At 51.6% G+C, this 22,982-nt stretch carries 23 protein-coding genes and 1 tRNA gene; 14 read left to right on the top strand and 10 right to left on the bottom strand.

Annotation, left to right across the window (positions count from 1 at the left end; all coding sequences use genetic code 11):
• Nucleotides 1-201 precede the first annotated feature (201 nt).
• Genes purS through purQ form a run of 3 tightly spaced genes read left to right on the top strand, consistent with a single transcriptional unit; the run spans nt 202 to nt 3,646 of the window.
• Nucleotides 202-453, top strand: coding sequence for a phosphoribosylformylglycinamidine synthase subunit PurS (gene purS, locus NWE93_07935; GenBank protein ID MCW4000154.1), 252 nt, complete (start codon nt 202-204; stop codon nt 451-453).
• Complete coding sequence (purL, locus tag NWE93_07930; protein ID MCW4000153.1) at nt 450-2,831, top strand: phosphoribosylformylglycinamidine synthase subunit PurL; 2,382 nt, start codon at nt 450-452, stop codon at nt 2,829-2,831. Before purS ends, purL begins: the two co-directional genes overlap by 4 nt.
• Entirely contained in the window at nt 2,831-3,646 is an 816-nt protein-coding gene (gene purQ, locus NWE93_07925; protein MCW4000152.1) for a phosphoribosylformylglycinamidine synthase subunit PurQ, read from the top strand. Before purL ends, purQ begins: the two co-directional genes overlap by 1 nt.
• A gap of 166 nt (nt 3,647-3,812) precedes the next feature.
• Here purQ and purM read toward each other — a convergent pair whose 3' ends face one another.
• Nucleotides 3,813-5,039, bottom strand: coding sequence for a phosphoribosylformylglycinamidine cyclo-ligase (gene purM, locus NWE93_07920; GenBank protein ID MCW4000151.1), 1,227 nt, complete (start codon nt 5,037-5,039; stop codon nt 3,813-3,815).
• Between the two features lie 71 nt (nt 5,040-5,110).
• Between purM and NWE93_07915 the strand changes: the two genes are divergently transcribed.
• Both NWE93_07915 and NWE93_07910 read left to right on the top strand, forming a co-directional pair.
• Nucleotides 5,111-5,186: transfer RNA gene (locus tag NWE93_07915), tRNA-Gly, on the top strand.
• Between the two features lie 172 nt (nt 5,187-5,358).
• The gene (locus NWE93_07910; protein MCW4000150.1) at nt 5,359-5,586 is read left to right on the top strand and encodes a DUF2769 domain-containing protein; all 228 of its coding nucleotides are present in this window, start codon (nt 5,359-5,361) and stop codon (nt 5,584-5,586) included.
• Between the two features lie 8 nt (nt 5,587-5,594).
• Here the strand turns inward: NWE93_07910 and NWE93_07905 are convergent, their stop codons facing one another.
• The gene (locus NWE93_07905; protein ID MCW4000149.1) at nt 5,595-6,539 is read right to left on the bottom strand and encodes a zinc dependent phospholipase C family protein; all 945 of its coding nucleotides are present in this window, start codon (nt 6,537-6,539) and stop codon (nt 5,595-5,597) included.
• A gap of 119 nt (nt 6,540-6,658) precedes the next feature.
• Between NWE93_07905 and NWE93_07900 the strand changes: the two genes are divergently transcribed.
• The 4 genes from NWE93_07900 to NWE93_07885 all read left to right on the top strand — a co-directional run bounded on the left by NWE93_07900 (nt 6,659) and on the right by NWE93_07885 (nt 11,056).
• The gene (locus NWE93_07900; protein ID MCW4000148.1) at nt 6,659-7,030 is read left to right on the top strand and encodes a hypothetical protein; all 372 of its coding nucleotides are present in this window, start codon (nt 6,659-6,661) and stop codon (nt 7,028-7,030) included.
• Between the two features lie 68 nt (nt 7,031-7,098).
• Nucleotides 7,099-7,464 (top strand): hypothetical protein, encoded by a 366-nt coding sequence (locus tag NWE93_07895; protein MCW4000147.1) that lies wholly within the window; start codon nt 7,099-7,101, stop codon nt 7,462-7,464.
• 730 nt (nt 7,465-8,194) lie between these two features.
• The gene (locus tag NWE93_07890) at nt 8,195-10,225 is read left to right on the top strand and encodes a hypothetical protein (GenBank protein ID MCW4000146.1); all 2,031 of its coding nucleotides are present in this window, start codon (nt 8,195-8,197) and stop codon (nt 10,223-10,225) included.
• Nucleotides 10,226-10,294: 69 nt separating this feature from the next.
• The gene (locus tag NWE93_07885) at nt 10,295-11,056 is read left to right on the top strand and encodes an ATP/GTP-binding protein (GenBank protein MCW4000145.1); all 762 of its coding nucleotides are present in this window, start codon (nt 10,295-10,297) and stop codon (nt 11,054-11,056) included.
• Here NWE93_07885 and NWE93_07880 read toward each other — a convergent pair.
• Nucleotides 11,053-11,682, bottom strand: a complete 630-nt coding sequence (locus tag NWE93_07880) for a hypothetical protein (GenBank protein ID MCW4000144.1) — start codon at nt 11,680-11,682, stop codon at nt 11,053-11,055. The genes NWE93_07885 and NWE93_07880 overlap by 4 nt on opposite strands.
• A 59-nt stretch (nt 11,683-11,741) precedes the next feature.
• The gene (locus NWE93_07875) at nt 11,742-12,119 is read right to left on the bottom strand and encodes a Rid family detoxifying hydrolase (GenBank protein ID MCW4000143.1); all 378 of its coding nucleotides are present in this window, start codon (nt 12,117-12,119) and stop codon (nt 11,742-11,744) included.
• A 152-nt stretch (nt 12,120-12,271) separates the two neighbouring features.
• Here NWE93_07875 and metK point away from each other — a divergent pair, with 152 nt between their 5' ends.
• Nucleotides 12,272-13,441: a methionine adenosyltransferase gene (gene metK, locus NWE93_07870; protein MCW4000142.1), complete on the top strand. Its 1,170-nt coding sequence runs from the start codon at nt 12,272-12,274 to the stop codon at nt 13,439-13,441.
• 178 nt (nt 13,442-13,619) lie between these two features.
• Here the strand turns inward: metK and NWE93_07865 are convergent, their stop codons facing one another.
• The 3 genes from NWE93_07865 to NWE93_07855 form a co-directional block, all read right to left on the bottom strand.
• Entirely contained in the window at nt 13,620-14,777 is a 1,158-nt protein-coding gene (locus NWE93_07865; protein ID MCW4000141.1) for a hypothetical protein, read from the bottom strand.
• A gap of 68 nt (nt 14,778-14,845) precedes the next feature.
• Nucleotides 14,846-15,658 (bottom strand): molybdopterin-binding protein, encoded by an 813-nt coding sequence (locus NWE93_07860; protein MCW4000140.1) that lies wholly within the window; start codon nt 15,656-15,658, stop codon nt 14,846-14,848.
• A 112-nt stretch (nt 15,659-15,770) separates the two neighbouring features.
• The gene (locus tag NWE93_07855) at nt 15,771-15,971 is read right to left on the bottom strand and encodes a hypothetical protein (GenBank protein ID MCW4000139.1); all 201 of its coding nucleotides are present in this window, start codon (nt 15,969-15,971) and stop codon (nt 15,771-15,773) included.
• A 270-nt stretch (nt 15,972-16,241) separates the two neighbouring features.
• On the opposite strand from NWE93_07855, the gene NWE93_07850 reads away from it, so the two are divergent.
• Nucleotides 16,242-17,636: a sugar porter family MFS transporter gene (locus tag NWE93_07850; protein ID MCW4000138.1), complete on the top strand. Its 1,395-nt coding sequence runs from the start codon at nt 16,242-16,244 to the stop codon at nt 17,634-17,636.
• Between the two features lie 48 nt (nt 17,637-17,684).
• On the opposite strand, the gene NWE93_07845 is transcribed toward NWE93_07850, so the two are convergent.
• Nucleotides 17,685-18,734, bottom strand: coding sequence for a zinc metalloprotease HtpX (locus NWE93_07845; protein MCW4000137.1), 1,050 nt, complete (start codon nt 18,732-18,734; stop codon nt 17,685-17,687).
• A 145-nt stretch (nt 18,735-18,879) separates the two neighbouring features.
• Here NWE93_07845 and NWE93_07840 point away from each other — a divergent pair, with 145 nt between their 5' ends.
• A complete protein-coding gene (locus NWE93_07840) occupies nt 18,880-19,728 on the top strand; it encodes a PKD domain-containing protein (GenBank protein MCW4000136.1) in 849 nt (282 codons plus the stop codon).
• A gap of 45 nt (nt 19,729-19,773) precedes the next feature.
• Here the strand turns inward: NWE93_07840 and NWE93_07835 are convergent, their stop codons facing one another.
• A complete protein-coding gene (locus NWE93_07835; protein MCW4000135.1) occupies nt 19,774-20,751 on the bottom strand; it encodes an asparagine synthase-related protein in 978 nt (325 codons plus the stop codon).
• Nucleotides 20,752-21,041: 290 nt separating this feature from the next.
• On the opposite strand from NWE93_07835, the gene NWE93_07830 reads away from it, so the two are divergent.
• Nucleotides 21,042-21,797 carry a carbon-nitrogen hydrolase family protein gene (locus NWE93_07830; GenBank protein MCW4000134.1) on the top strand — a complete coding sequence of 252 codons (756 nt, stop codon included), beginning with the start codon at nt 21,042-21,044 and terminating at the stop codon, nt 21,795-21,797.
• A gap of 6 nt (nt 21,798-21,803) precedes the next feature.
• Here the strand turns inward: NWE93_07830 and NWE93_07825 are convergent, their stop codons facing one another.
• Nucleotides 21,804-22,688, bottom strand: a complete 885-nt coding sequence (locus tag NWE93_07825; GenBank protein ID MCW4000133.1) for a hypothetical protein — start codon at nt 22,686-22,688, stop codon at nt 21,804-21,806.
• Nucleotides 22,689-22,746: 58 nt separating this feature from the next.
• Between NWE93_07825 and NWE93_07820 the strand changes: the two genes are divergently transcribed.
• Nucleotides 22,747-22,965 carry a 4Fe-4S dicluster domain-containing protein gene (locus tag NWE93_07820; protein MCW4000132.1) on the top strand — a complete coding sequence of 73 codons (219 nt, stop codon included), beginning with the start codon at nt 22,747-22,749 and terminating at the stop codon, nt 22,963-22,965.
• The last annotated feature ends 17 nt before the right edge of the window (nt 22,966-22,982 follow it).

The following is a 22,982-nucleotide window of genomic DNA, read 5'->3' as shown; positions in this document are numbered from 1 at the left end:
ATTGAACCCATCGTTGACCCTATAAATAGAGGGGGGGTAGGTGTGTGTGAGCAACAGCAACCGTCTCACAGGCGCAGTCTGTTTTGCCGCAGAACCGCCGTCGCCTCCAAAAAGAAATGCATCAAACACCGTTTTTGCCGTAGGATTTTGCATTTTTGGTGACGAAAGCGTTTAAATCCCAAGTGCTTAATTTAAAGGCTTATGAAATACGCTGCCAAAATCGAAGTCAGCCTCAAACCCGGACACAGCAACCCGGAAGGCGAAACCACCCAGCGACTCCTCATCGAACTCGGCTACAAAGCATCAGCGGTGGATGTCAGCAAAGTCTACACCGTCTATTTAGAAGCCAGTAGCGCCGCAGAGGCAAAGGCGCAGGCAGAGGAAATGAGCAAGCGGCTCCTTGCTAACCCAACTAAAGATAACTACAGCATAAGCGTCGCTGAGGCAAAATGAGCGCTGACCTCATCACCCAACGCAAAACCAGCCAAGTCCTCGAGTTCGCCACAGCAAACGCCACCAAAGAGCAGCTTGGCGCAGTTAACAGCGAACTCGCATTAGGCTTTAGCCTCGATGAGCTTTTGTCAATTCAAACTTACTTTAAAACCGAAAACCGCAGCCCAACCGACGTGGAACTCCAAACCATCAGCCAAACCTGGAGCGAGCACTGCTGCCACAAAACCTTCAAAGGCAAAATCGAGCTTGACGGAAAAACCATCCAGAGCCTCTTTAAAACCTACATCTCCAGAGCAACTAAACAAATCAAGGCGCCCTGGTGCTTTAGCGTCTTTGAAGACAACGCAGGCATCGTTAAATTCGACAAGGGCTACGGCATCGCAGCTAAGGTTGAAACGCATAATCATCCCTCGGCGGTGGAGCCCTTCGGCGGCGCAGCAACCGGCGTCGGCGGCGTAATCCGCGACATACTGGGCGTGTGGGCGGATCCCATCGCATGCACCGACGTGCTGGGGTTTGGTCCCCTCAACTATGACTACACAAAGTTGCCCCCAGGCGTTAAGCACCCCAAATACGTTTACATGGGCGTTACCGCGGGCATCAGCGCCTATGGTAACAACATGGGCATCCCAACAGTTAACGGCGCCATATACTTCGATGAATCCTACACCGGCAACGTCATCGTCTACTGCGGCTGCATCGGACTGCTGCCCCTTAACAAATACACCAAAACCGCCCAAGTCGGCGACATCATCGTGCTATCAGGCGGCAAAACCGGACGCGACGGCATCCACGGCGTAACCTTCGCCTCAGCCGAACTCACCGAGAAATCCGAGGAAATCAGCCGCCCCGCCGTCCAAATCGCAGACCCCATCGAGGAAGAAAAAGTCAAACGTGCCGTGGTGGAAATCCGCGACCTCCAGCTTGGCTCGGCAATAACGGACATCGGCGGAGGAGGATTATCCTCGGCAGTAGGTGAAACCGGGGAGCGCTTTGGCTGTGGGGTGCGGGTGGATTTGGCGAAGGTGCCGCTGAAGTATCAGGGGCTGACGCCATGGGAAATTTACCTCTCTGAATCCCAGGAGCGCATGTTGATGACTGTTCCGCCCCAGAATCTGGAGCGGGTTATGGCGGTTTTTGAAAAAGAAGACGTGAAAGCCACCGCGATAGGTCAGCTTATTGGTGAACGCAGGTTGCAGTTAACCTTTGGCGAGGAAGTGGTGGCTGACATCGATATGGACTTCATGTTTAACCCCTGCGAGAGCAGCAAGGTCGCAGTTATCGAATCACCCAAGCTGGTTGAGCCCGAGTTTGCCGAGCCCAAAGACCTCACTGAAGTGCTGTTGCAGCTGCTAGCGGCTCCCAACATCGCCAGCAAAGAAGCCGTCGTACGCACCTATGACCATGAAGTCAAAGGCAACACGCTTCTAAAGCCGCTGCAGGGCGACTATGCTGGCCCCAACGATGCGGCAGTGCTTAAACCCGTCGATGACTCCGTGAAGGGACTGGCGATTAGCTGCGGCATGAACCCCAACTACGGTAAAATCGACGCTTACTGGATGGCGGCTTCAGCAATCGACGAAGCCATACGTAACAATTTAGCTGTAGGCGGCAGAAGAATCGCGTTGCTGGACAATTTCACTTGGGGTAACCCTGAGAAGCCCGAGCGCCTCGGCTCGTTGGTGCGGGCCTGCGAAGCCTGCTATGATGTAGCCACTAGTTTCCGCACCCCGTTCATTTCAGGTAAAGACAGCCTCTACAATGAATCCCCCATGGGACCCGTAACACCCACCCTGCTCATCACAGCCATCGGAATAGTCCCCGACATAGACAAAACCGTCTCCGTGGACCTCAAAGCCGCAGGCAACCTGCTTTACATAATCGGCGAAACCTACCCTGAACTCGGCGGCAGCGAATACTACAAGCTTAAAGGCCACCTCGGCAAATCCGTCCCTAAACTCCACACCTCCAAAGCCAGAAAAAGCTACTACAACCTCACCAAAGCCATGGGCGAAGGCATCGTTAAATCCTGCCATGACCTCTCCGAGGGCGGGTTGGCGGTGGCGGCTGCAGAGATGGCTTTTGCAAGCGACTTTGGCTTAGAAATCGATTTGAAGGATGTTCCATGCAAAGATGTCTTGCGAGACGATTTCGTGCTGTTCTCGGAGTCTAACAGCCGCTTCCTAATCGAAATCGCACCCCAAAACCAGGAACTCTACGAAGACCTCATGGGCAAACACAGTAAACTAATCGGAAAAGTAACCCAGGAACCTAGGCTACGCATCAAGGGCTTAACCGGCAAAGTCATAGTCGATGCCCCAGTTGACAAGCTTCGGCACAGCTGGAAAGCCACCCTTAACCCCAAGGAGGACATCTAATGAAGCTAGAAGACATCCGCGTTTGCGTGCTGCGCGTCGGCGGAACCAACTGCGACCAGGAAACCAAACGTGCCTTCCAGGAACTAGGCGTCCAAGCCGAAACCCTGCAGGTCAGCGAACTCATCAAACAAAAAAACCTCCTCGACTACAGTGTGCTGGTTTTTCCAGGCGGCTTCAGCTACGGCGACTATGTCCGCAGCGGCGTCATCTTCGCGCGGCATCTTGCGGCGAATCTGGGAAAAGAAATCGCAAAGTTCGTCGACGAGGGCAGACCCATCTTAGGCATCTGCAACGGCTTTCAAATCCTGGTTGAGTACGGGTTGCTGCCGGGTTTCAGCGGAGTCAGCGCATACCCCGAAGCCACCTTGAGCACCAATGAACCCGCAGGATTCAAATGCAAATGGGTCTACCTTAAACAGGAGAACCGCGGCAAATGCGCTTTTACCTCGGCGATTCGGGCAGGCAAAACCATCCGGCTGCCGATTGCGCATGGCGAGGGCAGACTGCTGTTTCCCAAAGAAAAAGAAGTTGCGCTGCTCCAAAAACTCATCGACGAGGACATGCTGGTTTTCCGTTACTGCAGCAGAGACGGCGCAGTGGCAGAGGGCAAATACCCCGATAACCCCAACGGCAGCTTCCATGACATCGCAGGCATATGCAACAGCGAAGGCAACATCTTTGGCCTGATGCCTCATCCGGAGCGCGCCATGTACTGGTGGCAGCAACCCGACTGGACAAGCCAAAACAGGAAGCTCCTCTACGGCGACGGCAAACTCATATTCCAAAGCATCATCGACAAACTCGCAAAAACATAGCTCTGCTGCTCACCCGATTCTATACCCCCTTATATATAGGCTAAACAAATGTAAAAGAAACATTGTGAACAGCGGAAAACTGCTGTTTCCTCAGCATTGAAGTGTATGCGATTGTGGGTGAACCTTGGGGATCATTATGCGTTTGTAGCCAGCTGAAGCAAGGGGTCTAGGTTAGGTACATGTGTTTATTTTGGTATTTTATTTCAACAATTCGTTCTTTGTCTGTGACTTCCCCAATTACCTGTGGCCTATGAGGGTCCCCAGCTAACGCCTGCAACGCTTTGTCTCCATCGCATTTGTCCACTATGATGCCAAAGCCCCAGCCCATGTTAAAAGTCCTAAACATCTCCTCATCCGTCACCGTTAAGCCCAGTTCCGCAGCTATTCTCTGGAGCAAACCAAAAATCGGAGGCGGACTAAAATTGCTAAAGCAAAACCCTATGCCCGGCGAGAAGCCTGCGAGGTTGTTGAATTTGGTGTAGGCGTCGCCTGTGATGTGGACGGCGCCTTTAATTTTGACTTCATGTGCCAGTTTAAGGAGCGGTTTAACGTAGATTTTGGTGGGCTCCAGCGCTTCCAATCCGACTTCGCGGTCCAAGCCCTCAGGTACGTCGGTGGCTTCGTATTTGCCGCCCCACTGCTTGAAGAGGATTTTGCGTGCCATCGTGATGCCGTTGCTGTGCAAACCACTGCTCGCCAACCCGATGATGGGGTCGCCGGGTTTGATGCCCTGCCCTGTTATGATGTCCTCTCGCTCCACAGTGCCCACGCAGGACGCCACCATGTCAAAACCACAGTTGGGTTTGATGCCCCGGATGATTTCTGCGACGTCGCCGGTTTCGCCGTTCACGATGGGGCACATGGATTGCTCGGCGCCCTCGATTAGGCCTTTAAGCCAAGCGTTAACTAAAGCGGGTTCGCTGGCTACGGCGTGAATGTTATCTGCCAATGCAAGGGGTTTGGCGCCGCTGCGGATTACGTCGTTTACCACCATGGCGACTGCGTCTACGCCTATGGTGTCGTGTTTACCCACGAGTTCAGCGAGCAATACTTTGGTGCCTACGCCCTCGATTTCCAGGTCCAAAAACGAGTTTTCTCCGACGGGGAAGAGGTTGCTGTAGGGTAGATGCATGATGCCGCCAAAGCTGATGTGTTTGTAGGTGGCTTTTAGGGTTGAGAGGGCTTTTTTGGATTGGTGGCGCTGTTCCCGGTTGACGCCTGCATCGGTGTAAGTGTAGTTTTTGGGCATGCCAATTCGCCTGCTTAATGTGTAGGTTTCTGTCTGATAACGATTTTGTTTCCATTCAGCGTAGCCTGCGGGGTTGAAGGGGGTTAGCTGCAGGGTTGTTGATGCTTTTGTATACGGTTGCGCTGGCTCGGCAAATTCAGGCATTTTGTAATCCGTTTCCGTCACAAAACCAATATATTCCCCGAGCCACACCAAAAACAGGGCATCGGCTCAGCGCGGTTGTAGTCTAGCTCGGTAGGACTCCAGCTTCCCAAGCTGGCCACCCGGGTTCAAATCCCGGCAACCGCACCAAAATTCATATGGTGTGCATTAGTAATGCACAAGGAATAGCCCAATCGCAGCACCGAGTGCGCATCAAGGTCTCAGAGCTGAAACGGCTTTTTACTTGATAATTAATGTAACTGCTCTGTGTTAGCCACATATCCATATTACGTCTGCATCGCCACTTGGTTATGGTGAGCTATTGGGTAACCCAGTTTTAGATAACCAAGAAAACGCAGCGTTATGCATCTGTCCCAGCTGCCCCACATACCTAAAATCGAAATTAACCGGCACCCTCTTCTGTGCCCGAGGCAAAGCAAACCAGAACGCCAGCTCCGTAGGCTGCATCTGCGCCACCTGCCCCGTCTACCTTAACAACTCGCTGAGCCAACTCTACTATTGCATGCAGGGAAAAAGCCAAGACCTCTAGCTACAGCTTCATCGAGGTTTAGGCACATATTTTTTGGAGGCAATAGTTAATGCCAGAAGCGCCGCCATTGCTGCAAGCAGGATTTGGACCACTGGAAACTCGGGAACCGCGGGTGTAGCTGTGGGGGATGTGGAGGGCGAAGGCGTGTCTGTCGGCGCTGGGCTTGGGGTAATCTGCGCAGGGTATGTTTCCACGTAGAGGCTATGCAGTGCATCCGCCACCATGTTCACTGCCAGATTGAGTGATTCTCCACATCTGCTTTTGAAGTCTGGGTTGCTCCAGCCATAGTTAGCGTCCATCCAGGTGCAGTTGCGGTGGCTTGCGCCGCCGAAGGTGGTGTCGTAGGCTAAGGTTACGGTGGCGTCGTGGGCTGAAAGCACTGTTAAGCTGCCGTCGAATGAGAGGTAACCGTCAAAGCTGCTACTGTAACTTGAGGTTTTGTCTGTAACGTAGCTTTCGTAGTCGCTATGGTGGACTTCTGTGCCCCAAGTCGTCGAAGCGCCCATAACATGCCCAAACACCGCTAAGTCCGCGATGTAATGGGTCATGGCGCCGGCGGCTCGAGCGGCATATGTGTAGTTTTGGGTTTGCAGGAAACTTTGCGCCTGCGTATACATTGCCTGCGCTCTCTGCGCCGAAGCATCATCGGCAATCTCTCCGGAAGCGGTATAGTATATGTGGTGTTTGGTGGTGTCGCCTATGCCGCCTTGGCTGGCCGGTAAATCCGGCAGTTCGGTGCCGTAGAGGTAAGCGGCGAGGTTGCTGGTCAGGTACTGTTTTTCCTCCGCGGGCAGATAGCTGAGGGCATGCTCTGCGATCCAGTCGTGGGTGCCATAGTCGGGGACTGCGGGGTCAGCGGAGTAGCCGCCGTTGCTCCAGCATAACGCAGGCGCCACATAAGCAATCAGCAGTAGTGTGCATGCAGCCGCAAGGATTAGTCGGGTTCTCTTCAAATGCTTGTTCATCCAACTGCCTATTGTAGCGGTTGCCTTAAATCCCTTTTCAGTGACAAGCCGGCGCCTGAATTGTAAAACATTAATTCTCGATTAACCTACTTACTTTTGGCGGTCTGATGAAATACACAGTTGTATACACCGACAACCAAGGCGAATCCCACTTTAGAGAGGACGCCTTCTCCTTTGAATCCGTCAATTTTGCTCCCCCAGCCCCGCCTGTAGGGCTATCAAAATACTATGATGTAGGCAAAATGGTGCTGTTTTGCATCTCTGCAGGCTGGTTTGGCGACTGGCATCCTGCACCTAAAAAGCAGTTCTTCTGCTGCCTCAAAGGCGAAGTTGAAATTATAGTGGGCGATGGGGAGACGCGGCGTTTTCGGTCAGGCGAGGTTTTTCTTTTAGAGGACACCTCAGGCAGGGGGCATACGACCCGCGTGGTCAGCAAGGAGGATTTTGTGGCTGCGGTGGTCCAGTTAGCCGGCACCTAAACCGAAGCTTTCCCCTGTTTTGGGTAAGAATATTAAACCTGCTTAACCTATTCTACGTGGGCGAGATATTGACGGTTTTTATCGTGAGAACCTACGTGGTTAAACCAGACAAACAAAAAGAGCATCTGGCATGGGGCAAAAAACTTGTTGCGCTGATGAAAAAGCAGCCTAAACCCTTCGCGGATGTGCGGTCCATGCGGGTGCTGCGTCACAAGTACGGCGGAAACGTCGGCGGCTTCACTGCCATGTGGAAATTTGACAGTTTAGAGGATGCCGAGCAGTGGGAGCAGGGTTTTGTGGATGTTAAGGAGCAGGCGGATTTACGTGCCGAGTTCCTTTCGCTGATTGTACCCGGCTCCTACACCGAATGCATCTGGGAACCCGTGCGCACATTAAACCGCAAGAAGAAGCGCCGCCGAAAACCACAAAGCTAAACAAACCCGCTTCCCGCCGGGCAGCCAAGTGCAGGTTAGCTGGGTTTTTTGGCGCTGATTTGCTTATGCTATTTTTTTGGCAGTGGATCCAAAATTTGGTGGGTTTGTTTTTTCTATAGTTGTTGTTGTGGCAAGGCGGCTTTACACAACAACTACCTAAGCGATTGGTGGGCGGCTGCTTTTCCGTTTCAGGCTGCCAAGACGGTTGCTGGCGGGTTGTGCAATCTGCCACAAGCAGAACAGCAAAAAATTTTGGTACTATAGGGGCGGGGGGTTATTGCAGAGCAAAAAGGTCATGACTTGGTGATGCACTTGCTAACGATGTATCCTGCGTTTATTTCCTTTCACTGGAACCGTTGGCAGCGGAGATTCCGAATTTGCAGAAAGTATCTTATTATAACATCCTTCAAAAAAGGCAAGTTTGCCGAAGTTTTGTATCTTAAGTTAGCTATATTTGTCATTTTTGTTTTATGTTTTTCGGATCACCGTAAATTATATTACGGCGTTAAGGTGGACTTAGTTGTAGAGTTAAAGTAAGCTCGGAGAGGATAGATTGGGTAAGTTTCGGTTAAGCGCATTTTTAGTAACCTGTGTTTTATTTTCCTTAATCTTAGTCCAATCGAACTCGCTTCAAGCTCAGGCTGTCGGTACAAACGTCAGCGGAATAATCAGTGTAGATACAACTTGGACACAGGTAAACAGCCCATACAGTTTAACTGGAAATGTGTTAGTGAATGAAGGTGCCAGCTTAACTATTCAGCCCGGAGTCACAGTAAACATTAACAGCTACTACCTAAGGGTAAACGGTACCTTAAACGCTCGGGGAACACCCGATAACAAGATTGTAATCAACATAGATTCTTCAGGGACGTATTATGCGGGAATTGATTTTACGAGCAGCTGTAACGGTTGGAACAACCAAACAGGCACAGGCTCAATAATACAATATGCCCTTATCACAAGCAACCGCACCTACTATCCAACGATAGAAGCGAATTCTGCTTCACCTAAAATAGATAGCAACACCATAAAATGTCCCTCTGATGGAGGAATCGAGTTCTGGTACGATGGAAACACGACAGTTACCAACAATTATATTCAGGGAAAAGTCCTGAGCCATTGTTATGGTGGCTATGCAATAATCGCTAACAACACAATCGTGAGTCCTTCCCAAATAGCTTTAAACATAGGCGGAAACGCGATAGTTGCTAATAACTCTTTAAGCGGTTCAGATCAGGGTATTTTATGCCATGACAATGGCAGCACACATAATTTTACGACTCGTATAACTGGAAATCTAATCGTGAATAACCGCATCGGCATCCGCGTTTTTCAGGGTCTTAACCACGATGACACCCCGAATGTCAAGTTTATTATCCAAGACAATACGGTTACCAAAAATGTCCGGGGGCTGCTTTTGGATTCGGAACATACCGACCACCAGATAGAAAATGGACCCTTAATCGGAAACAATAATCTGTTCGACAATAGCCAATGTAACCTCGAAACAAGTTACTACACAAACCTTAACGCTTCATCTAACTGGTGGGGAACAACCAACCCGCAAGCAATCAACCAAACAATCTATGACTACTACGATGATTTTAACTTGGGTACTGTAGCATTTGCCGCATTCTTGACGGCGCCAAACATGGAAGCTCCAACTTACATCAAGGCATCTGCAGGCGTTGGCGGCTCAATTTTTCCAAATGGCTACATCCGAGTTGATTATGGCAGCAACCAATGTTTTACTATAGAAGCAAACAGTGGGTATCAGATTTTAGCGGTTAAAGTCAACGGGACCTCCGTTGAGGCTGATAGCTCCTGCTTATTGCTTGATATTCGAGGCGGCACTGATATCTCTCCTACGTTTGCAGTAAAAACAACGCCCACGCCTTCCCCTACCTCATCACCGACTCCAACCCCAACCCCTACTCAAACCCCAACCCCAACTCCAACTCAAGCTCCAACTCAAACCCAAACCCCAGCATCCACAGTTGCGCCTACTTCAACACCTCCGCCACAATCCAAACCAACTCCCCAAATAGACATCATCTGCCGCAGCATCGCCTTAGACGCAACCTACAGAGTTGACATAACTGGAAGCATAACCTACAATGGCGCCCCTATAAGTGATGCACAGCTCTTCCTGTCATACAGTGTTAACGCTGGAAACACCTGGGTTGACTTAACAACCGCCGTCACGGATAACAACGGAGAATTCGCTGAATCGTGGAATCTGCAGGTTACAGGCAGCTATATGCTTAAAGCAACCTACGCAGGCAACGCCATCTACGGCTCCGTTAGCAAAGCGGTAACCTTTGCTGTATTGGCATGCCAAGGGTCACAACAAAACGCAGACACAGCAAATACGTTCTCGTTAACCTCCAACTCAACGTTAACGTCACTTATCTTCAACTCAACCAGCCAAGAACTCAGCTTTTCAGTTAACGGAACCACAGGCACAACAGGATACGTAAGCATATTCATACCTAAAACTTTAGTCAGCAATACTTCATCACTTAAAATCTATCTCGACGAGACCCCCATAACATACACTGCAACAGAGCAAGGGGACTCAATACTAGTTACCTTCACCTACCACCATAGCGCCCATAAGGTAACAATAGCTGTTGGTACCCCAGCAACCGAAACAGCGGAGGGCTTTAACCAATGGATAATACTCGGCGTTGTCGCCTCTTTGGTTGTATTGGTTTTAGCAGGTACACTTGCTTTAAAGAGAAAAAGGGCGGCAAACTGACTCAATCGGTTAGGTCAGTAGAAAACTTCATTACATCTATCGATGCACACCATAGCGGAGAGTATCCCTGTGCCTTTAGCATTTATCATCGGAACCGCGGGCAGCGGCAAATCGCTTTTCACCGCCGCCTTCGCAGAGTGGCTTAAAATGAGCAAACAAGACGTAGCCATCGTTAACCTTGACCCCGGCGCATTAAAGCTGCCCTATCAACCCGACGTGGACGTCCGCAACTACGTGGATGTAGGCAACATAATGGAGAAGTATGGTTTGGGGCCTAACGGCGCCTTGATTATGGCGGCGGATTTAATCGCCGATGAAGTTGAAAACCTGACCCGCGACATCGAGGAAGCCCACGCCGACATCGTTTTGGTGGATACGCCCGGGCAGATGGAGCTGTTTGCCTTCCGCGCCTCCGGCCCCTACATCGTCAACGAGTTAACCAAAGAACCCAAAGCATTGATTTACCTCTTCGACGCCGTCTTCTCAATTAACCCCCTCAACTACGTCTCCAACATGTTCCTCTCCGCAGCAGTCTACAACCGCTTCTTCCAGCCGCAGCTGCATGTGCTCAGCAAAGCCGACTTGGTCCCCAAAAAGGATGTGCAGGCAATCGCGTCGTGGTCGGCGAGTCCCATGGCGCTGGAGGACGCCATCGAAGCCAGGTTGGAGGGTACCAAGCGCCTGTTCAGCCGCAACATGATGCAGGCCATCGATAAGCTGGGGCTAAAGTTTCTGCTTATGCCGGTTTCATCTAAATCCAACGAGGGCATGGTTAACGTTAACACTGTGCTTGAGCGCATCTTAAACGAGGGCGAAAAATACACCACTTAAACAGCGCTGACCAGTGACCAACTCGCGGCGAACGCGCCCCGCTTAGCCTTCATCGCGGTCTCGGCGCCTGCAACCACAACCACATCGTTTTCTTTGGGCTCGAGCCGATCCATTATCTGCTTTGCCGCCTGAGGATACTGCTTTGCAACGTCATCGCTGATGGATTCGATGCATAGATGCCCCTTCTTGTAAACAATCACTATGGCTTTGCGTGCACCCGCAATGATGGCGGCGTCGCGTTGATCGATGCCTGAGCTGACTTTTTGGCCGCTGTTCTTCACCAAAAACGCATGGTTATACTCGGAGGGGTAAAGTTCGGATCGTGGCAAGTCAGCTTGACAGGGGAAGATTTCTTCGAATTGCCGCCAGATGCCTCTGCCCTTCTCGGTGAGGTTGCAGCCTTCCTTGGAGGTTTCGATTAACTCGGCGTCTCTGAGGCGGCTGATTATGGTGCGGACGGCTCCGTCTCCCACGTGGAGTTGCTCGGCAAGCCGGTTTCTGCCCAGCGGTTTTTGCGCCATAAGCTCCAGTGCATAGTACACGTGGAATATGGTGAAGCTGGTGGAGGGGCCGGGGGCTTTTTTGCCTGAAAGCTGCTGCATGTACCTCTTAAGTGAAGTCGCCATATTTACGCCTCTTAATATTTAGCGTTAGGTAGGCTTTATAATTTGTCACGCTTGCACGGTTACTCTCTATAGGCAGTAGCGGAAATCTCCAATAGCGCCCCCGCTTTAAGGGTGCAGGCGACGGTTGCGCGGGCGGGAAAGTAGCCGCTGAAGTATCTGGCGTATTCGCGGTTAAAGCCCTCGAAATCCGTCATGGATGCAAGGTACACGTTGACCTGCACCACATCGCCTAAACCGTAGCCCGCCGCTTCCAGGATGGCTTGGATGTTCTCCATAACCTGCTTTGTCTGCGCCGCCGCGTCTTCCCCGATTAGCTTGCCGCTTTCTGGGTTTATGGCGAGTTGCCCTGAAATGTAGAGGAAGCCGCCTGCCTGCACTGCTTGGCTGTAGGGTCCGATGGGCGTTGGCGCTTTGGGGCTGTGGATTGTTTTCTTCATGGCTTATCCAGTGTCCTTGGCGTCTGCGGGTTTAAATCGTTTTTGGAATAGCGGCTATGTTTGATATTTCGTTTGGAATATTTTTATCAGAAAACCATATAAGAAAACCGCCGAGTTACCTATGCCAACTGTTAGCTTGGATGGATATCCCTATGAAAAGAAACGGAAAATACTTGTTCACCTCTGAATCAGTTGGCGAAGGCCACCCTGACAAAGTAGCAGACCAAATATCAGACAGCGTCCTAGACGAGATTTTTTCCCGTGACCCCAAAGCACATGTTGACTGCGAAACCCTCGTTATGCAGGGCACCGTAGTTATCACGGGGCAAATCACAACCTGCGCATATGTAAACATCCCAAAGATCGTGCGCAAAACCCTCTCGGAAATCGGCTTTGACAACGCAAAAGACGGCCTCGACTGGGAAACCTGCGGTATTCTGGTTTCGCTCACTGAGCAGTCACCCGACATCGCCATGGGCGTTAACGAATCCAACGGCCACGAGCAGGGCGCCGGCGACCAAGGCATGGTTTTCGGCTACGCCTCAAACGAAACCAAGGAACTTATGCCTCTGCCGATTCTGCTGGCTCACCGCCTCGTAAAGCGCCTCGCGGACCTCCGCCACAACGGCACCATGCCCTATCTGCGGCCCGACTGCAAATCCCAAGTTACCGTCGAATACGAAAACGGCAAACCCAAATGCGTCAAAACCGTCGTCATAGCAGCCCAAAACAACGGTTCAGTGGAAGACGCAGTTCTCAAAAAACAAATCATCGAGAAAGTCATCAAATGCGTCATCCCCGCGGAGATGATGGCGCCAGACATAAACTACGTTATCAACGGCACCGGACGCTTCGTCATCGGCGGCACCCTGGCTGACTCAGGTTTAACCGGACGCAAAATCATCGTGGACACCTACGGCGGAGTCGGAAGCCACGGCGGCGGATGCTTCAGCGGCAAGGACCCCTCCAAAGTTGACCGCAGCGGCTGCTACATGGCCCGCTACATCGCCAAAAACATCGTGGCTGCGGGGCTCGCGGATCAATGCGAAATCCAAATCAGCTACGCCATCGGCGTCGCCCAACCCATCTCGGTTCTGGTTAACACCTACGAAACAGGCAAGATATCGGACGAAAAAATCCTTGAACTCGTGAAAGCCAACTTTGACATGCGACCAAGAGGCATCATCACCACGCTTGATCTGCTGCGGCCAATCTACAAGAAAACCGCTGCCTTCGGACACTTCGGACGCGACGACGTCGAGTTCCCCTGGGAACGCACCGACAAGGCGGCGGTCCTTAAAAAAGCCCTTGAGACAGCTTAAGCTGCCTCTTCCTTTTCGTTTTTCTTTGTCAGCACCTGATTTATCGATTTAGGCTTCTTAGATGCTTCGGTCTTTGTCTGCTGTGCTTGCTCATAGACCCCCCTCTATATATAGAACCCAATTAGCAAAATTACGCCCGAACCAAAACTTGCAGACCAGTCAACGATAGAGTAGGGGTCTACACCTGAGATTCTGCGGATTGATTTGGCAGCCCCAGCGCATGGGCTCTTCTGCGTCTGGTAACCACAACCGTCACCGCAAGCATCGCCACCGCCAAAACTGCAGTGAAGATAAGCGCGATGAGATAGTAGGGCAAAACAAGTATGCTGCTTTTTTGGCTGGTTGCGCCGTTGAGTTCGCGGTTGCCAACCCAGCTTGCCTGGACATCAAATGCGCCAAGCCCCGGCGCCCAACTGAAGCTGAAGTCGCCGTCTTTTCCTGTTTCAACCGTGCCGATTGTGCTCCAGCCGCCGTTGTTCACGTTGGCCTGCAACGTCACGTTCTCGCCAGCCGTATTGGGCAGAATCTGGCCGCTTAAAGTCACCTTGCCGTTTTCAACAATAAAGCCTGAAGAGACATCCAGCGATAAGCTGCTGGCATCGAGTTCCCTTAGGCTCGCGCTAACCTGCCCCGCCGAGGTGTCCTCCACCTTTTCCAGCGATACAACCTGGACAGTTACGTTCTGGTACTGGCTTGGGCATTCGCCGACGCGCCAGCCATCCCGCCACTTGCTGCCCGTGCACTCCGCCACATAGTAAGATGCATTCTCGAAGGTGACGCTGTGAACGCTGCTGCGTGCATCCGCGGGTTCTGCACCGAGGTCAACGCCGATTTCCATATGCTGCTGGTCTTTGTAGTAGAGAAGCACCGTGGGTACTTCGCCTGCCTTCAGAATCGATGCTGCAATGTATGCGAAGAGGTCGCAGTCGCCTTTGCCGGCGGCTAAGGTTTCCACGGGGTACTTGCCCTCTTCGGTTTCCTCGTAGGTTATCTGGTGGACAAGCATCAAAACGCCGTTGGTGAAGTCTTCGGTGTTGTTGTAGATTTGCCAGAGGCGGTCGGCGATGGGTTTGAGGGTGTAGGGTGTGACGTATTTGGGGAAGTCGTGGCTTGAATATACTGTGTGGCTTTGCATGCTGTAGGTTTGGATTACCGTGTAGGGTATGGTTATGTTGAGTTGGTAGCCGACGTTGCCGCCGGGGTGGTTGAGGAGAAGGTATGAGTTTGTGTAGGCTTGGGGTTCCCCTTGGGTTTTTCCAATCGTTGATATGGAAAGGCAGAAGACCACGATCATGGTTAGGCTTATGGCCTGTAGGTAGATGTCTTTTATGCGCAAGGATAGTCAGCCGAACACATAATACATATGCGTTATCGCTTATATGGTTATTCCCGACTTAAGCCTTGCTACGCCTGCACAATACCACCGTTAACCACAACCAAACCCGAAAGCTCCCTCGCCGCCTTAACAAGCACCTCAGCAGGCCTCTGCCCCGCCGGCGCCCACATAGTAAGATGCAACTCCGCCCCCGGCTTACCATCACAACGCATAGGATGCGACTTAACATAAACCCCCACATTATCAGCCATCACACGGTCAATCAGCGGAGCCAACCGAGACTCAAAAATCCCCTCCACAAACACGCTGCACTCACAAAACACCGCCTCCCCCACCATCCCCCGAATCAAAGGCGCAAGAGTCTGCATAAAAATCGCCTCCATCTCCATCGGCACCCCCGGCAAAGAAAACAGCAACGACGCATCCAGCGTTGCCCGAGCGGCAGGCGCTGTCCCGATGGGGTTGATGACGGGCTGGGCTGCCTCTGGAAAAATCGCCATCTTTAGCCGGGGCGGCGTCATCTCGATTTCAGTGGGCATCCCCCGCTTCTGGGCATACTCAATGCATCTCTGCTTAACCATCTCGAGGGCCTCGGCGTTAACAATCAGCTTCTGCCCCAGCGCTGCCGCCAGTCCCTGCAGCGTCATATCGTCGAAGGTGGGTCCCAAGCCGCCGGTGGTTATGATGAGGTCGCATCCGCGGCTTTTTGCTTCAAGGATGGCGCCTGAAATTTCCTGGATTGTGTCGGCGACGACGGTTATGCGTCTGAGGTTTCCGCCTAAACCTGTGATTTGCTGGGCTAGCCAGTAGGCGTTGGTGTTTTCGACTTTGCCGATGAGTAACTCGTTGCCTATGCAGATGACTTCGATGTCTGCGGTCAAGAGGGTTCCCTGACTTATAGGGCGGCGGGGTTTCTTAAGTAGGCTTCCCAACAAAACCTGTGGATGCAGAGTCAACGCTAAAGAAAAGTCTTCATCCGCTTCTTAGGCGGGTTTATTTTTTGCTAAGGTACCATTTGAGGTATTCTTTGCGGCGGGCTGCTTTGGCGTCTTCTTCTTCGTCAGGTTGGCGTTTGTCGTGTTCGTCGTTTAGTTCTTGTCCCGTGCAGTATAAACCGCAGCTTTTGCAGCAGTACTTCTTGGTGAGAGATATGTACTGCATTTCTCCGCCGCATTCAGGACAGTAATTCACCATGTCTATTCACTTCTGGTTTGGCTATCTAATCCATGCTGCATCAATATTAGGTTTATGCGGTTAGAAAAATTTTTTGAACATGGACAAAGCACATGCATCAGACCATAGATCAGCAAGATTCAGGTAATTTGTCGTTGCATAGGTTGCATACGCAACATCGGCTTGCCGATTGTGGCTTCACGGCTGAATACACACACGATTATTAAACAACACCTTCTATCCTTATCCAGTTGCACAGCAACTTCGTAGCCTTTTTAGAACTTGATAACTGTGAGCAAGCCAACCAAACAAAAAATAACTGCCATTCTAATAGTTGCCACGGCGATTGCTGCTGTAGGCGGAATCCTTTTCGGGTTTGACACCGGCGTAATCTCAGGGGCAATCCTCTACATCGTTAAGGATTGGAGCCTTAACTCCGCTGAAGAATCAATCGCCACTAGCGCCGTCTTGATTGGCGCAATTCTGGGGGCCATCCTAGGCGGGGTTTTAGCTGACCGCTTAGGCCGCAAACGATCCATCATTGCAGGGTCAGTTTCCTTCATAATCGGGACTCTCATTCTGTTGGGGTCAAATGGGCTTGGAGTATTCGTTGTGGGACGCGTGCTTATCGGCGTAGCAATCGGGTTAGCCTCCTTCATTGTACCCATGTACATTTCTGAGCTTGCGCCTGAACGGATCAGGGGCGCTTTGGTGTCGCTAAACCAACTCTTTGTCACACTGGGCATTCTCGTATCCTACGGGGTTGACAACATTTTCTCTGCAAGCGGCGCTTGGAAAGACATGTTTGCCGTGGGGCTGATTCCCGCCGCAATCCTGCTTGTGGGAATAGCGTTTATGCCCAACAGCCCCCGATGGCTGGTTTTTAAGCATCAACCGGAAAAAGCCAAAAAAGTCCTGGAGAGAGTACGCGGCCAAAAAGACGTGTCCGCTGAAATGCGGGAGATCCAAACAGCCATCCAAACCGAATCTAAAGGATTGGGGATGCTGCGGACAAGTGCCGTTAAGTATCCCCTCATCGTTGGATTAAGCCTGGCGATTTTCCAGCAGATAACCGGCGTAAACACCATAATCTACTATGCCCCCACCATCTTCCAGTTTGCAGGCTTAGACTCCGCGACCGCGGCTATCGCTGCAACCACCGGCGTGGGATTGGCTAATTTTTTAGTAACCGCCCTCGCCTTGGGTTTGGTGGATAAAGTTGGGCGTCGTCCGCTGCTGCTGGTGGGCATTGCGGGTATGGTGTGCTCGTTGATTGTTTTGGGCGCAGGCTTTTTCTATGCTTCCAGCTCTGTCGGGTCCTCCGTGGGCGTCATTACAGCTGTCAGCTTAATCGCCTACATTTCTTTTTTTGCAATCGGTTTAGGCCCCGTTTTTTGGCTGCTGATATCAGAAATCTTTCCCCTGCAGGTAAGGGGAGCCGCGATGAGTCTTGCCACAATTGCAAACTGGAGCGCCAACTTCGCCATAACGCTGCTGTTTTTGGGGTTGGTTGCCGTGTTGGGGCAGTCAGGAACATTCTGGCTTTTCGCCGCCATCGGTGTGGTGGCGTTTATATTTACCCTGCGGTTGGTGCCTGAAACCAAGGGCTTAACGCTTGAGCAAATTGAGGGCCACTTCAGACGGGGCGGGCATCCGCGGCATCTGGGCCGGAAACACAGAATTTGAGACTCTCCGAAAGGGCGGTTGCTGCGTTGCCGCTTAGAATATGCAGGGTTAAACGTGGACGTACATGTTGTTGCTGCTGTACTTGCCTGTGTCCATTTCTGCTTCGATGTCCCGCAGCAGCAGGATACGTTTGAAGGTCGGCGGATGCGTGGCAAAGAGGCTGTTCATCTGCACCCATGTGGATTTGGCTTCCTTCTCCATAGCCAACTGCAATTCGTGCTCGTCGAGGACGCCGTCGTTGTCTAAGTCGTACTTGTTTTTATTCTCCATTATCTGTGCGATTTCTCGTTTAGCCATGCCGGGGTCTTCGATGTAGAATGCGCGTGCTCCCTCCGGTGGCTTTGGCGAAATCGAGAGGCCATAGGTGATCTTTGACAGGGCGCTTTCTAGTCCTCGGGGTGAACCGGTGAGGTAGGCGGAGAAGGCGTCGGCGTAGTGCTCGCGTAGGCGGCTAAGACGCATGACTATGAGGAAGGTGATTATGTAGACGGCAAAGGAGATGATGCCGATGATGACAAGGATTGCGCCGCCGTTATCGCGGTCGTTTCCCCTTCTGCCTCCGCCGCTGAAGGCGCCTGCATACAGGGTAATCTGAGCAATGTAGTAGGCGATAAGCGGAAGCGCAGAAAGCACCGTCATAACTATGTAATCCTTATGCTTGATGTGGCCCAACTCGTGGGCGATAACCGTTTTCACCTCGTTCTCGTTAAGCTGACGTAGCAGCCCCTCATGGACAGCTAAGGTGGCGCTGCTGGTGGTTCTGCCAAACGTGAAGGCGTTAGGTGTGTTGCTGGGAACCGTCGCCAACCGTGGCATAGGCAACCCCGCTTTATCCGCTAATTCCTTGACCATACGTTCCAGCCACGGGTTCTCTCCGGGCTTGAGGTAGTGGAGGCGGGTGGTTGCGGCAACTATGGCTGGGCCGACTGCGTACTGGAAGAGGATAAAGAGCGCTGAGCCTCCCACTGCAATCAAAAGGCCCATGTAAACGTCTAGCTGTAGGAAGTAGACGATGGCGAATACGAAGAGGGCGAAGATGAAGGAGGATAGGAAAATCGACAGGGCCATTGCAAACTTGAGTTGTGACAGGTTAGCCATCTTTTTACTCTCTCTTTCTTTTGAGTGAAATATTTGCATTAAGAATTAAGTCTTTCTCCCAAATCTTCTCGTCGCTTTGGGCGTAATTCTGGGCAAGTTTTATAACTCACTCGCATGAAAGATGCCTCTAAGAGGTATCAACACATTGGTCTCGCTTAAGCATTCTAAATCTGGTCTTATCCTCTTCACTTTGACCCTTATGTTAACGGTAACCCTTATAGGCAATCTCTATCCGCAGGGAGCCCAAGCTGAAGTCACGGGCACAGTAACTATCAACGGCGACGCAGCCTACGCTAAATCCGTCAACGTTACGCTCACCCTGTCATGTGACACCGCGGTTGACATGCAGTTCTCCAACGACAACTCAGTATGGTCAGATTGGGAAACATACAGCACCACAAAAGCTTGGAACCTAACTGAAACAGACAGCACAGCCGAAAGAACCGTCTACGTTAATTTCCGTGACGCCGCAAACGAAACTGGCGCCGCTACCGATTCAATCATCGTTGACCCCGTTGCGCCTACGGCCTATGCCTACATGGACGTCATCTCCGCTGCCGATAATCAAGTCCTGTTTTACGGCGGCTACAGCACAGATGACGTTGCCATAGCAAGTTACTATTGGGACTACGGCGACGGCCACAACGCCACTGGATTAACAACCAACCACACCTACACTGGCGAAGGAAACTACACGGGATATCTGAAAGTCACTGACTTAGCGGGAAACACCGCCAATTGTAGCTTCTGGGTAAAAGTACCCATCGTTGCCCCGGCAACCCCCACGCCTACCCCTGCTCCAACAGCTTACCCCACCATACCCTCGCAGCCTACAGTTACGCCGTCTCTTCAGCCTTCACCAACCGTGGAGGAATCCTCGTTATCCCCAACCGCCGCGGTGGTTATCGTAGCCGTGACCGTGATAGTTGTCGTCGGGATCGTGATTGTTTTAGTGATAAGCCGCTCAAAACCAAAGTCGCCAACAGCGACCTAAATTTTTCTTTTCAATAATTTTTTTTGTTAAAAAAAGAAGAAGAGGTTAGATTGGGTAAGCTCCGCAGATTTTGCAGAACTGGATTTTCGTGTTCATGCGGCTGTGGCATTTGGGGCATTCAACTGAGCCTTTGGGGAAGACTTCTTTGGGTTTGCCGAACTTTTTGCGGAAGACCTCGTAGTAGAGGAGTTGCTCTTTATCTTGGATTTCCACGTCGTCCTCGGCTTTGATTGCTGCTTTCTTTTCGTTGAATTCTTTGTCTTCGACTAAGTCGTTGAAGTAGGTGCGCAGGGTTTCGGTTCCGGTTCCGGCTTCAAGGGGCGCTTTGGGTCTCCAGATGATGTCTTTGGGGATAACGTCCTCGTAGGCTTTGCGTAGAATCCATTTGCCGTATTTTACGCCGTTGTACATGTTGATCTTGTACTTGATCGGCAGCTTCATGGCCCAATCCATAAATTCGGGGTCACGGTAGGGCGCCTTGATCTGCATGCCCATAGATTCAGCCATCGGGAACGAGGAGAAACCCATCTCAGCCCACATTTCCTGTTGCTTGACTGCGAATTGTTCCTCAGTGAGGTGGAACTGCCAGGGGTAACCGAAAAGCTCGTCGAGTGCGTCGCCGGTGAAGACGGTTTTTATGCCCTTGGGTTTCAGTAGGGTTAAGCCGATGTAGACTGGAAGGCTGTTGCGGATTTCCATAGGGTCATATTTTTTGAGTGCTTCGACGACTTTGGGGTAGAATTTGTAGACGTCTTCTTTGCCGAACTGGTAGGTTTCATGTTTGAGGTGTAGGAGCTCAACCATTTTTTTGACGTATTCGGTGTCTTTGGGTTGGCCGTGTTTGAAGGCTAAGGTGAGGCAGGGGATGTCGGGTTTGTATTTGACTGCTTCGTAGGCGATGATTTGGGTGTCGGTTCCTGCGGAGAAGAGGAAGCCGTCGGCGAGGTTCTTTTTGACGATTTTGTTGACCAGGGTTTTGATGCCTGGTAAGAGTTTATTTACTTCTGTTTCGTTAAGAGCCATTTCTCTCCCTCGATATTACTGTGTTTGTCGCTCCAGCCCTATATATAGTTTTACTTATGCATATAAAAGGCACAAAATGGTAAACAACTGTGCTGATACCAGGCTAAACATTGAACAAACGCGCTGTCTGGGCCTGGACGCGTACAGGAAAGCCCCCTTGCCGACGCCAAAAACGCCCCAACCACACAAACCACCACCCGCAGCAAAACACCAAACAGCCATCAAACAAGAACCAGCCAACAGCACCTTTAAAAGATAACAAACCGTCTCAAAAGTAAGAGGCACACACAGTGAAAGTCAGCTTGCTCCACATGGAAATCCGAGACACCCTACAAAAAAACCTCGCCGCAGCCAGAGCAGCCGTGCTCCGAGCAGCCAAAGAAAAACCCGCCCTCATCGCGTTACCCGAGTACTTCACTGTCCCCGACTGCATGGCCAACTTCTCAGACGCCCCCAAAATCAGCCGCGGCACCTGCCAAAAAACACTCCAGTTCCTCCAAGAAATATCCTCCCAAATCGGCGACATCTACCTCCTCGGCGGCTCTGTGCTTGAGGAAGATGGCGGCAAATTCTTTAACACCAGTACGCTTTGGCGCAACGGAGCGCTTGTTGCGAAGTATAAGAAAATCAATCCTATCCAGGCTGAAGTCCAAGCGGGCGTCGCTAGGGGCTGTACACCGCTTGTGGTGGATACGGAAGTCGGCAAAATCGGGCTCATCGTCTGCGCTGACAGCTTCGACCCGGAATTAATCAAAAAGGTCGCTGCGATGGGCGCGGAAATTCTCACGTTGCCCGTTGCCGCTATGGGTACGCATCCCGTGGTGAAGGGGCATCCGTTGACGGAGGCGATTGCGCGGGATTACGGTGTGTTTGTCATAAAAGTGGGCAACGTCAGCAGCAACATGCGGGGCGGCAGAAGCGCCATCATTGCGCCGTGGGGTGTGCTAGGCGAGGTATCTGACGCAGCGGAGGACTCGGTTTTGTCAGCGGATCTGGATATGACGCGGCTAAAAGCTTATCGCGCCAGCCTACACAAAAATCGGTAGTTTGGGCTAGTAGATTTTTGCCCAGTTATCCACGATTTTCTGCATCTTGCTAAACTCGTAGGTGTCTAGCCACTCGCGGAAAGCAGCGTTGTGAACCGCGAAGGAAGCAACTTGCCTTGCGTTTTCTGAGTCATGGACCAGAAGCAGCGTCGCCATCAGGTCATGGCGGGAGATGTAGCTCACGGTTTTGAGGAGCGCGTCGAGTTTCTCGTCGGTGGGTAGTTCGGAGCTAAGTTCCACAACCACGGGTTTTTTAAGCGTAGCGCAGAAGTCGCGGGTTATGGTGTCAACCCAGTAGTTGGTAAAGTAGTCTCTTGAGGAGAGGGGCACATGGAAGTAATCCACCAGCTCCGCGATGGCTTCGAAGTCTATGCCGAATCGTTCCTTAGCTAGCACGGGGTCAGGGAACATTTCCACGGCGAAGGTGCCTTTGGTGTGGGTTTTGGCTTCGGCGAGAAAATCCGTGACGACTTTGGCTCGCCACTCCGTCCAGCCCAGCCCGCTTTTCTGGCGCATCTGGGTGCATCTGGGGCAGGTGCAGAAGTCCTGGTCGGCAAAGTGGTAGAGGTTAAGTGTAATGCCCTCTATGTCCTGTTCTGTGAGGCTGTCAAGGTAGCTGTAGACTTTTTGTCGGTACCCCGGATGTGTGGGGCAAACATAGTCAAAGGGCAGGTTGTTGCGTCTGTTACGCCGCAATGCGGGACCATACTTGGAGGTGGAAACCATCGCGGGGTCCTCGCGGATGGCTTTGGCGTCGCAGAAAACCGTCACATCATTCTGCATACCGACGGCGGCGGGGTTTGCTTGTCCATCTGCCCATTTGCTGTAGTAAACGTGAACATCGTAGCCTTCGACGAATTCGGGTTTATAGGTGACTAAGCCGATTTTCATGCATACCCCTCTGCTCGCAACAGATATATTCTTGGCGCTTATTTAATTGTTGATTCGCATGGGCAAAGCTAATTCACCGATAACCATCGACCTTGCTAAGTGCCAGCCATGCACGGGGCAAATCTGCATCGGTGTCTGTCCACAGGGCGTTTTCGAGGAAGGCAAAAACCGCAAACCCCAAGTTATCGCTTTAGTGCAGTGCACCAGCTGCGGGATATGCGTGAATTTGTGCCCCGGCAAAGCCATCAGCTTAAATGCAGGCAAATCCCCCAAGTAGCTATGGGTGGCTAATTT

The sequence above is a fragment of the Candidatus Bathyarchaeota archaeon genome (genome assembly GCA_026014735.1).
In the GTDB taxonomy this organism is placed as follows: domain Archaea; phylum Thermoproteota; class Bathyarchaeia; order Bathyarchaeales; family Bathycorpusculaceae; genus Bathycorpusculum.
Note: the sequence above shows the minus strand (reverse complement) of the source record. Positions and strands in the feature narration are given on the sequence as shown.